The sequence below is a fragment of the Streptomyces sp. NPDC127084 genome (assembly GCF_042724175.1).
In the GTDB taxonomy this organism is placed as follows: domain Bacteria; phylum Actinomycetota; class Actinomycetes; order Streptomycetales; family Streptomycetaceae; genus Streptomyces.
The window spans coordinates 4695-16158 of record NZ_JBHXFA010000154.1 but is presented as its reverse complement, the minus strand read 5'-3'; the positions used below and the strand labels follow the sequence as shown (position 1 = coordinate 16158).

At 66.9% G+C, this 11464-nt stretch carries 6 protein-coding genes and 1 tRNA gene; 4 read left to right on the top strand and 3 right to left on the bottom strand.

Annotated elements, in window-relative coordinates; genetic code table 11:
- Positions 1 to 282 precede the first annotated feature (282 nt).
- Complete coding sequence (locus ACFWI9_RS27815) at positions 283 to 699, bottom strand: hypothetical protein (protein ID WP_387166093.1); 417 nt, start codon at positions 697 to 699, stop codon at positions 283 to 285.
- A complete protein-coding gene (locus tag ACFWI9_RS27810) occupies positions 699 to 6602 on the bottom strand; it encodes an RHS repeat domain-containing protein (protein WP_387166091.1) in 5904 nt (1967 codons plus the stop codon). Before ACFWI9_RS27810 ends, ACFWI9_RS27815 begins: the two co-directional genes overlap by 1 nt.
- Before the next feature lie 1165 nt (positions 6603 to 7767).
- Here ACFWI9_RS27810 and pyk point away from each other — a divergent pair.
- The 3 genes from pyk to ACFWI9_RS27795 all read left to right on the top strand — a co-directional run bounded on the left by pyk (position 7768) and on the right by ACFWI9_RS27795 (position 10461).
- Positions 7768 to 9204, top strand: a complete 1437-nt coding sequence (pyk, locus tag ACFWI9_RS27805) for a pyruvate kinase (protein WP_387166089.1) — start codon at positions 7768 to 7770, stop codon at positions 9202 to 9204.
- 139 nt (positions 9205 to 9343) lie between these two features.
- A complete protein-coding gene (locus ACFWI9_RS27800) occupies positions 9344 to 9907 on the top strand; it encodes a hypothetical protein (protein WP_387166087.1) in 564 nt (187 codons plus the stop codon).
- 26 nt (positions 9908 to 9933) lie between these two features.
- Entirely contained in the window at positions 9934 to 10461 is a 528-nt protein-coding gene (locus tag ACFWI9_RS27795) for a hypothetical protein (protein ID WP_387166085.1), read from the top strand.
- A gap of 60 nt (positions 10462 to 10521) precedes the next feature.
- Here the strand turns inward: ACFWI9_RS27795 and ACFWI9_RS27790 are convergent.
- A tRNA-Leu gene (locus ACFWI9_RS27790) sits at positions 10522 to 10596 on the bottom strand.
- 97 nt (positions 10597 to 10693) lie between these two features.
- Between ACFWI9_RS27790 and ACFWI9_RS27785 the strand changes: the two genes are divergently transcribed.
- Complete coding sequence (locus ACFWI9_RS27785) at positions 10694 to 11341, top strand: ANTAR domain-containing response regulator (RefSeq protein ID WP_387166083.1); 648 nt, start codon at positions 10694 to 10696, stop codon at positions 11339 to 11341.
- Positions 11342 to 11464: the final 123 nt, after the last annotated feature.

Sequence of the window (11464 nt, the reverse complement as noted above, 5' to 3'; positions counted from 1 at the left end):
CCTCTTGGGGGGGTCTGTGTTTTTTTTTTTACCCACCCCCCCCGGTTTCCCCGCGCCACACCCGCCCCCCCCCCCCACTGGGGGGGGGCGGGGCGCCCCGGGGGGCCACCCCCCCCGGGGGCGAACGCGATCTACGCCATGGCCTGGATCTGCGCGGAGGCTGCTGTGCCGAGGTGTGGCCGCATCGGCGGTCACCTGATCACGGAGCGTCCGAGGCACGCGAAACGGCGGGGCGCTCATGGAACGCTCCGCCGTTTGCGCTGAACTTGCTTGCATCTGCCGTTATGCCGGCGGCTTACCGACCCACTTCGCGGGTACGAGTGGCACGGGCATCAGCATGACGAACGCCACCTGGATCGCGAGTTGGATCAGAGGGGGTTCGGCGGTACTGGAAGCAATCATGGGCCAGGCGAACAGGAGCATCGGCAGCAGGAGCGCGCCCCGGAAAGACCCTGCAGGCATCTTCCGGTGCCCCAGCCCCGCGCAGATGGCGAGGAGCAGACTCGGGACGCCGATGAACCCCAGCAGGATGAGACTCGTCTCCACATGTTGCCCGAGAGTGTCCCCCTCCCATGGGAACACGAGAGCCACGATCAGCCACCCGACGGTATAGAGGAGCAGGTAGGTCAGTACGCAGCGACCGATTCTGCCCCATATGTGGCCCGCCCCGCCGTCTGCCGCGTATTTACTGTCCGGCATCAGCACTCCTTGACACAGCGGCCGTCGACCCATTCCCGGCCGCTGAGCTTACCCGGCCAGATGGGTATGGAATCCAAGCCTCCTGGGCTGGCCATACGGTCTGTGGCGATGACTCGGGGGGATTGGTTGGGCCGGTACTGAACGACCTCCATGTCAGGGTATGGGTCTCCCGACCGGCTCACCGTAACCGAGGTTCGCGTCGCCTTGATCTTGATCGTGTTGTCGACTGCGAAGTACCGGAAATAGCTGTTCACACCATGCACGCCGATATCCAGTTGCTCGGAGGTGCTGTCGTGGCCGAACCCTTCCGGGTTGACGACGTTGTAGCCGCCGTTTGTGTCCGATGGGTATGCGCCGACGACGGTCGGGCGTGCAGGGATCATTTTGCTGGGCTTGGGGGAAACGTAGCCGTAGTCCCCTGGCGATCCTCCGGCCGGTTTGGGCATCGTGTGCGAGGCGCTGATGGTGAAGCTGACTTCGCCGGACTGGGTGTTCCAGAAGAGGGTCATCCGGTAGGGCCGGTAGGGGTCGATGGATGACTCTCGATTGTCCCCCAGCAGTTTGCCCATCATGGCATCTTTGGTGTGGATATAGAAGGTAAGGCGAATGATCCCCCGGTCGGGCCCCTTTCCGACATTGAACGTCACACGCTTGGATCCGGCCGGTTGGGCGCCCCAGCCGGCGTCGAGCGCCTCGTCGTAGAGGTCTACGACAGGGTCGCTGTTGTCCGCCTGCTTCGATGACTTGGGCTTCGGCGACGTGAGGACGGGCTGGCCGCCCACGCATGTGGCCAACCCCGTCCAGCACTCCTCAATGATCTTGCCCGTCGGGTCGGCGTAGGTCAGAGGGTTGTTGTCGCCGTAGGTGTAGCCGTGTGCCTGCTGCGGGTCGTTCAGGTCGACCACGGGATCGACGCTGATGAACCGGCCGGTGGCCGGGTCGTATTCCCGAGCGCCGAGATGGATGGTCCCGGTTGCTTCGTCCTCGGTGCCGCTGAGGAATCCCTTGTCGCCCGTCCAGCCCGGGGCCTCGGCGCCGCGCCGGCTGCCGAAGGGTGCGGTCTTGCGGCGCGTGACCGTCTGGGTCGCGTCGGCGGTGACCTGCGTGGTGCCGGTGTTGTGGTGGTCGCCGAAGGTGAAGCTGAGCTTCCCGCCGGTCCGGACAGCCAGCCCGCGGCCGTCGGCCGAGTAGTAGCGGGTGCCGGTGACGGCGCCACTCTTGGTCAGGCGCACCTCGGTGCCGTAGGAGAGGTAGAGCGTCGTGCCCGAGGCATCGCGCTCGATGATCCGCTGCCCGTCGGTGTCGTATACGTAGCGTGCCTTCTCGACCGTGCCCTCCTTGACGGACTCCAGATGGCCCTCGTCGTCCCATTCGAGGACTTGGGTCGTCGCGCTGCCGGTCTTCCGGGTCTTGGTGTTGCCCGAGGCGTCGTAGCTGAAGACGTCTTCGCGCGGTGACGTACCCGTCTGGGTGACCTTGGGCAGGTCGTGCTTGCCCGGGGTCGGGGCGGAGTAGGTGCGCACCGTGTCCGTGGCCGGGCCCGACTCCGTCTTGTGCTGGGTCTCGGTCTTGCGGTTGCCCACCATGTCGTAGGTGTAGGAGGTCCAGTACGCGTCCGCGCCGCCGACGACGCTCGCCGACGGGGCCGACGAGCACTTCGTGTTCTTGTCGGTCCATGCCTCTGTTACACGGCGCAGGGCGTCAAGACTGAAGCACTGGTTGTCCGTCGTGCGGACCGCGTCCTGTCCGTAGGAGGTGGAGACGGATGTGATGTTGCCGACGGGGTCGTAGGTGTAGTGGACGTCCTCGATCCGCTGAGGAGCGGTCTCCCGGTCCAGGTAGGTGTCGGTGACCGCGCCGGTGTGCTCGTCGAACACGTTCGACGTCGTGAGGCTCTGGCCGAACGCTCCGTACTTGCGGGAGATGGGCCGACCGTAGTGGTCGTAGGTGGTCCCGGAGATCAGCGGATCCGTCCCTGCGCCGACCGAGTTGAGCAGCCCCGCCACGGGGCTGTAGGTGTTGGCGACCTTCTCCGCGGGCAGTCCGCCGATGGCGGGATGCTGGGTCCACATCACCTGCCCGGTGTTGGCGTTGTACGAGGTCGTCCACTTGTACGTGCCGGCCAGCGCGCCTTCGGACGCCGGGACGGTGGTCTGGGTGATGACCGGCTGGTAGATGCTGTTGTACGTCAGCACACTCGACTCGTAGGCATTGCCATCCACATAGCGGACGGACTTGGAGACCTGCCCCTTGGCGACCGTGTCGTACTCCCATGAGGCGAGAGTGGTGCTGCCGCTCTTCAGAACGGTGCGGCGGCCCAGCACGTCGAAGTCGGTGTGCAGGGTCACCCCGCGGGCGTCCAGCACATCGGTGATCCGGTCGCCTTTGTCGAAGGTGCTCGTGGTGGTGCCCTTGTCCGGGTCCCCGCTCTTCACCTGACGGCCGCGAACGTCGTACTCGTACGTCCACTTGGCGCCCGAGGGGTCAGTGACCTCGGACAGCCTGCCGTGCTTGTCGTAGCCGCGCTTCATCGACTGCGCGGTCTTGCGGGCCGTGTCCGTGTACTGCTTCTGCTCGACCGTGCGCCCCAGGGCGTCGATGACGGTGGTCGTGGCGATTCCGCCGGCGGGCGGGATCACCGTGGTGGTGTCTCCGGTGTAGCTGGTGGTGGTCCGTTTGGTCTCGTCACCGAAGCGGCGTGAGATCTCCGCGGTAGTCCGCCCCGCGCCGTCGTACTCGGTGTCCGTGGACGAGGGGTACTTCAGTTCCTGCCCGGTCACCAGTACGGGCTCGGCCGCACCGGTCGCGAAGTAGGTGCCGGACTTGCGCCATACCCGGCCGTGCGTGTCGTAGAAGTTCTCGGTGACGAGACGTCCGGCGAGGTCCGGGCTCTGCTTCTGGGTCTGCCGCTCACGCAGCATGCCGTCGTAGATGCCGTAGGACACGTCGTACTTGGAGTCATGGGTGAGAGTCTTGGTGGTGATGACGACGGGACCGTCATTGCGCACGAGATACTCGAACACCATGCTCGGCGAGTCCGGGTAGGTCGTGGCGGATCGAGTCGGCTTCCACACCTTGGTCAGCCGGCCTGCGGCGTCGTATGCGCTGGTGGTGACCTTGCCGTTCGCGTCGGTGACCGAGGTCGTCTGCCCGCGCAGCGGTTCCGTGACCGTCGTCACGGTGTGGCCCTTGGGATTGGTCACCACGGACTGGGTGGGCACTTCACCGGTCGTCGGCGTGTATGCCGTCCTGGTCACCTCGCCGTAGGCGTCGGCGGCGCTCAGCGCGCGGCCGTAGAGGTCGAAGTCCGTGACCGGAGTGGACGAGACCGTGGAGTAGCCGCTGCCGGACCCGTTGATCCGGTCGGTCTTCGTCACCAGCCCCTTGGTGGGCGCCGCACCGAGGGCGCCGCCGTCGTAGTACGTACGGACGTCGTCGATGACGTCACCGGGACGGGACACCGCGCTACCACAGGGGACTGCGACGGTCTCGATCCGGCTGACCTTGTCGAGGATCGCGCTGCCCGAGCCGCGTGCGTAGGTGGTGGTGGTGCACTTCTCGTCTCCCGTCTTGCCGACGTCGCCGGTCTCCGACTGCCAGTCGACCATGCCGTAGGCGTCGAAGTGACGGGAGGTCTCGGTGCGGTACTCCCCGCCGGTCACGGTCGTGCGGCTGACCTCCTTCTGGGTGCCGGTCTTGTACGACACGAGGTCGGGCAGACCGGTACGGGAGCGGGTGTTGCCCGCGGACGAGCGCCAAGGCGTGTACGAGGTACGGGAGACCACCTTGCTCGTGTCGTCTCCGTTGTACGTGATCTTCTCCCGCACCATGCCGGCGAACTGCTCGCGGTCGGTGGCCGAGTCGCCCGCGCTGTCCTTGACAGCTGCGCCGTCGATGCCGCGGAAGAATCGCTTCTCCTCCAGTGTCCTCGGATCGGAGGCGGCGCCGGTGCGGGTCTGGACCCGCTCATAGCCGCGTGCGACCGAGTGGACGCGGTTCTCCGCCTTGGTGAACTCGTCGGTGTTCTTGGCCCATGCGGCGCCGCCGAGGTAGGCATAGCTGCTCACGGTGTCGGGGGACTCGGCGAGATTGTCGCCCTCGACGACCTGGGTGACCACGTACTTGTTGAACCAGTCCTGCTTGGCCGTCTCACCCTCGAACGCCCATTTCACCGGGTAGCAGCGCGTGGTGTTGCCGCCGTCGGCGGGTGGCAGGGTGGTGGCGGTGCAGTCGGGCTGGGAATAGGTGATCCCGATGGTGCCGCCGGTCTCGGTGGTGATCTGGTACAGGCGAAGCCGGATGAACGGGGCCAGGCCGTCGCCGAGTCGGTCGACACGGTTGGCTCTCTGCTCGCCGGCGAAGGTGACCGGCGGGAGGCTGACCGTGCCGCCGGCCTTGGCGGTGCGCTGGATGGACTTGAGCCACATGGGGGTGGAGATACCGTCCCCCGAGGCGGGGAAGTCCTGCTTGAGGGACCAGGAGTCGACGTCCTTGTACGCGCCACCCGTCAACACCTGGGTCGTGACCGAGGTCAGCCGCATTCGCGACCAGAAGGTCGGCGAGTACTTGTCCTTGCACTCGGTTGCACTGTCCTTGCAGTACTGATCGAAGGGGACATCGGGCCAGTTCTTGGCATGGGAGTCGTCGAAGGTGCCACAGTCGGTCAGACAGCGCTCGGACACTCCGAACGTGACGCGGCCCATCGCCTTGCCCGTGTACACCGAGTCCTTGCGCAGGCCGTAGTCGATGTGATCGAGGTATCCGCCGCGCACATACGAGGTGACAGTGGCCTTGCCGGTCGTCTCGGAGACGTTGCGGCCGTAGTTGTTCTGTTCGGTCTTCCAGTAGTACGCCATGGCGTTTCCGTTGGGCGCCACCACGTAGTCCAGTTGCCAGCGCCATGCCTGCTTGCACCAGCCGCTCGCGAACGCGGAGTTGTAGCAGGGCTCACCGGACTGGTTGCCGAACACCGGGGTGGTCCAAGTGGAGTTGGTCACCGCGTCGTCAGCCTCGTCGCCGTTGTCCTTCCAGCCCGGAAGCCGGTTCAGACCGAAGAAGTACTGGGTGCCGTCGGTCGTGGTGACCTTCCAGTGCTCACCCACGCCATCGACACCGGTGCTTCCCTTGTCGCCGTTCTCGGCGCCGGTCAGCTTTTCGATCTTCTCGCCCGAGTCGGTCTCCGCGACCCAGCCCTTGTCCTTCTCGTAGACGAGTTCGGTGCTCTTGCCGCCGAGGGAGAGCGTGGCGTTGTCGTTGTACCAGCACAGGTCGCCGACCTTGGTGGTGTTGGTGCCACCGGTCTTGTCGTCGTCGCATGCCTTGTAGCGGCGCTCGATGAAGCCCGGTTCCCAGTCCCAGCCGTCTCCGATCCAGGACGGCTGGCTGTTCGACGCAGCCGTGCGTCCGTCCACGGACTGCGAGTTGTAGTTGAAAGCGATCTTCGGCTCAAGGCCGCCGGGGACGGTCGGCACACCGATCGGATGCGACCAGGTGAACGCGCCGTTGGCACCCCCCGCCGCCCAGGAACCGGATGGCTGAAGGCTCGTCGCCTTGTAGTCGCCTGTCTGTCCGCCTGCTTCGGCGGTCGCCGCGAGCACCGTCGCCGAGCGTGCGGCCAGCGTCTGGGCCGACAGGGTCCCGGCGCGTACGTCGTTCTTCGTCGCAACCGGCTTCTGAACACGGCACTCCGCGGCCGTCGGACGGGTCAGCGCGCACAGTGGCAAGCTCACCAGTCGCAGCCGCGCCGCCCAGTCTCCGCCGTACGCGTCGCGGAAGGAGTCGTAGTCCACCACGACCTTGGCCGGGACCGGCTCCTTGACGCCGTCGGAGCGGCCGACGGTCAGCAGCAGCCCCTCGACGCCGGCCTTGCTCGCGGCTTCACGGGAGGTGACGGAGACTTTCAATCGGGCCGGTTGCCCGTCATCGGGAGCTGCCCCGGGGCGTGAGGCTTTCGATGCGGAGCCTTCGGGCACCTTTGCCGCTTTCTGCGTGCTCAGCGCTCTCGGTGGGGTGGACGGCCCAACCATCACCGAAACGGGGAGCGAGCCCGCTTGTCCACCGGGCGCCAGTGAGACCTCCGCTGATCCGGCCCGGGGCCAGTCGGCCTTGACAGCCTTCTTCTTCCAGGAGTTCGCAGCGGCGGCGTCGCGCCGTTTTGTGCCCCCTATTGCGGCTTCCTCGACTGCCACGGCTTGCGGCTGCTTCAGTTTCGGCGGCTCTGGCCGGGCATTGGCTGCGACGGCGACGGAAGGAAGTATTCCGGCCAGCAATGCGGAGGCGACAACTCCAGCCAGCCCGTTGGTTCTTAGGCGTTTCACGCCCGGACTCCTCGTCTCAAGAATGTTTGACGCAGGTTAACAGGCGGGATTTCGACGCCATCTGAAGCATTTTCAGTGGTAAACAGTGCGGACTGGATGTGGCCCGGGAAGCAGCGATGCCCGCAAGTGTCGTATAGGGAATGAGTTTCCTGCTCCTGGGTTTCCCCGTGCTAAGCGGAGCGACTGCATCCCGATTGCCTCCACAGGCCGAGGCGGGCTTTTGCCGCTCTCGGGCGGCTCCCGGCGACTCGGTGTTTCGATGCGGAAGTTGTCGACAGCCGGCAACAGGAAGACCCGGGGCGAAGGGAGTCGACGGTCGTCCGACCATTCAGCAAGGCGCTTTCTGGGGCGCCGCCCGCGGGAAGTGCCAGTTCCGCTTTGATCGCTGATCCGGCTGGGCAGGGTTCTCCACCGGATGGCAGGAACGACAGAGGCTTCGGCACGCCCTCCGCCTCCTGCTCGGTCGTCCCCAGGGGCGTCTCGCACACCTGCTGCGTGACCCCCGAGCCGGCGCCGTCCGGCGACGGCCGCGACGGCGTCGACGCCGTGTACTGATCGACTGGTCGAAGAGGTGCGCTGTGAATGACCGCGGTGCTCCCGGAGGCCCGCGCTGCGGGGAGCGCGATCGCGGATGCTCAGAAGAGCACCCCTGTGCACACTTCAATACTTGTCAACAACCCTTCATCGAAAGGTTGTTGAACGGCCATGTGCGGCAAATTCGCTACCCGTCGGTAGGCCATAGGCTCGAACCATGCGCCGAGCGAAGATCGTCTGCACCCTGGGGCCCGCCACCGATTCATACGACCAGATCAAGGCACTGGTCGAGGCCGGAATGGACGTCGCCCGCTTCAACCTCAGCCATGGCACCCACGCTGAGCACGAGGAGCGCTACCACCGGGTGCGCAAGGCGTCCGACGAGAGCGGACGCAGCGTCGGGGTCCTGGTCGACCTTCAAGGCCCGAAGATCCGTCTCGGGCGGTTCCGTGAAGGTCCGGTACTGCTTGAACGCGGCGATGAGTTCACCATCACCGTGGAGTCGGTCGACGGTGACCGCGGGATCTGCGGGACCACGTACTCCGGCCTTGCCGCCGACGTCGTCACCGGTGAGCGCATCCTCGTGGACGACGGGCGGGTCGCACTCGAGGTCATCTCGGTCGACGGGCCCCGGGTGCGGACCCTCGTGATCGAGGGCGGCTTCGTCTCCGACCACAAGGGCCTCAATCTCCCCGGTGTGGCGGTCTCCGTACCCGCTCTGTCGGAGAAGGACGTCGCGGACCTGCGCTGGGCGGTCCGGCTCGGAGCCGATGTCATCGCCCTGTCCTTCGTACGCGGCGGGCGCGACATTGCGGACGTCCACCGGATCATGGACGAGGAAGGGCGGAGGCTCCCGGTCATCGCGAAGATCGAGAAGCCCCAGGCGGTCGACAACATCGAGGAGATCGTCGCCGCCTTCGACGGCATCATGGTCGCGCGCGGTGACCTCGGCGTCGAGATGCCGCTGGAGCAGGTCCCGATCGTCCAGAAGCGCGCGATCAAGCTGGCCAAGCGGAACGCCAAGCCGGTCATCGTCGCCACCCAGATGCTCGACTCGATGATCGACAACTCCCGGCCCACCCGTGCCGAGGCCTCCGATGTGGCCAATGCCGTCATCGACGGCACCGACGCCTTGATGCTGTCCGCCGAGACCAGCGTCGGTAGTTACGCCTCCGAGACGGTCAAAACCATGTCCCGCATCGTCGCGGCGGCCGAGGAGGACATCCTCGCCAAGGGCCTCCCGCCGCTCACCGAACGCAGCAAGCCCCGCACGCAGGGCGGTGCCGTCGCCCGTGCCGCGGCCGAGATCGGAGACTTCCTCGGTGCCAGGTTCCTGGTCGCGTTCACCCAGTCGGGCGACACCGTCCGGCGGCTGTCGCGCTACCGCTCGCCGATCCCGCTGCTGGCCTTCACCCCTGATCCGGCCACCCGCTCCCAGCTCAACCTCACCTGGGGCGTCGAGACCTTCCTCGTATCGCAGGCGGTGTCCACCGACGCGATGGTCGACCAGGTGGACGAGGAACTGCTGCGGATCGGCCGCTGCGTGAAGGGCGACATCGTGGTGATCACCGCGGGGTCCCCGCCGGGGGTGTCGGGCTCGACCAATCTGGTGCGGGTGCACCACGTCGGCACGGACGACTCGCCCGGTTCCTGACCGTCTCCGCTCTCCCCGGAGTGTTTGCCTTGGTGCTTCCCGGGCAGTCGGCGAATACAGGAGGCCCGTGCACTTCGGGGCCGAATGGGCTTCCCCCGCCCTCCGGGGACGAGGGGAACGGACATACACGGAGGTCCGGATGTCCACAGGAACTTTCATCGGCATCATCATCGCCGTGGCGGTCGTCCTGGTTCTGATCGCGGTAGCGGTCGGGATGGCCATGCGCCGCCGCCATCTCCGCCAGACCTTCGGCCCCGAGTACGAGCGGGCCGTCGAAGCGGACGGCGGCAGCAGGCGGACCGCCGAACGCGAGCTGCGGGCCAGGGAGCAGCGGCACCGCGGGCTCGACATCAGGGAACTGCCGCCGGCGGCACGGGAACGCTACGCCGTGGAGTGGAAGGGTGCTGAGGAACGCTTCGTAGACCAGCCGCGCCAGAGCGTTGACGAGGCGGATCACCTGGTCACCCAGCTCATGGGTGAGCGCGGCTACCCCACGGACGGATACGAGCAGCAGGTGCGCGACCTCTCCGTGGAGCATGCGAGCACCCTGGAGCACTACCGGGTCGCCCACGAGGTGAACGTCCGCAACCAGGACGGCACCGCGACCACCGAAGAGCTGCGCGGCGCCATGGTGCACTACCGCGCGCTCTTCCAGGAGTTGCTCGGCAACCAGAACCGAGGCACACGATACGGCGCGGCCTGACCGCCGTGCCGGCGAGGTGAGTTGACATGCGGAACCCAGAGCGCACGCGCGGCGCACCGCTCGCGAGCGACCTTTCGACCGAAGACCTCACACGGCCGAGGCAAGACCCGCAGCAGCAGTCGGAGCGGAGTGTCTATCCGGGCGAGGCCGCGCCGGTGACCGGAGCGGGGCCTGCGTCCGAGGCCGCGCCACAGGACGCACCCGAAGACGCACCCGCGGCTGAAGGCGCACCGGAAACCACACCAGAAGCCGCGCCGTCGGCCGAATCCGCGGAGGAGCCCGCGCGGCAGGCGCTCGTTCCCTCCGGAGAGGCGGAGGACTACCGCGACCGCTGGCAGCAGATCCAGGGCACCTTCGTGGACGATCCCAGGGAAGCCGTACGCAACGCGGACACCTTGGTCGCCGAAGTGATCCAGTCCCTGGCCGCCACCTTCGCCGACCACAAGCGGGAGCTCGAGGACCAGTGGTCTCGTGGCGAGGAGATCCAGACGGAGGACCTGCGGGTGGCGCTCCAGCACTACCGGTCGTTCTTCAACCAGTTGCTGAACGCCTGACGGGCCCGGCCACAAGCGCCGCGATACGCCGTCGGCGTGACCTTGGGAACGAAGGAAAAGTGCCCCAGGTGGGATTCGAACCCACACTGTCCGCTGTTTGAGAGCGGCCTCTCTGACCAGTTGGAGTACTGGGGCCTAAGAAACCCAGGGTGGTGGTGGCCCTGTGCGTCACCACCTTACCGCAGCTGGGTAGGCTCATGGGGAGCAGTTCGTGACGCACCGAGGAGCCCCTGTGACCGCCCCCGAGTCGCCCCAGCCCGCCGACGACACTTCGCATGTCCCGCCGCTGACGACCCGAGTCGTCATCGCCGAGGATGAGGCACTCATCCGCCTCGACCTGAAAGAGATGCTGGAAGAAGAGGGCTACACGGTCGTGGGCGAGGCCGGCGACGGCCAGGCGGCGGTCGATCTCGCGCGCGAACACCGCCCGGATCTGGTGATCCTCGACGTGAAGATGCCGGTGCTGGACGGGATTTCCGCCGCGGAGGTGATCGCGGAGGAGTCCATCGCTCCCGTGCTCATGCTCACCGCGTTCTCGCAGCGCGAACTGGTCGAGCGGGCCCGGGACGCGGGCGCCATGGCTTATCTGGTGAAGCCGTTCAGCAAGAGCGACGTGGTCCCCGCCATCGAGATGGCCGTGTCGCGCTTCGCCCAGCTCAAGGCACTGGAGCAGGAGGTCGCCGACCTCTCGCAGCGTTTGGAGACGCGCAAGCTGGTGGACAGGGCCAAGAGCATCCTGCAGACCCAGTACGGACTGACGGAACCCGCCGCCTTCCGGTGGATCCAGAAGACGTCGATGGACCGCAGGCTGTCGATGCAGCAGGTGGCCGAGGCGGTCATCGAGGACGCCGACGAGAAGAAGGCCGCGAAGGGCCAGTAGCGGGACCCGCGCCCAGAACGGAGAGGGGGGGGGGGGGGGGGCGGGCGGCGGGGGGGGGGGGGGGGGGTGGGTGGGGGTGGGGGGGGGGGCAGAGCCCGCACAAGAAAGAGGGCTGTCGGAGAG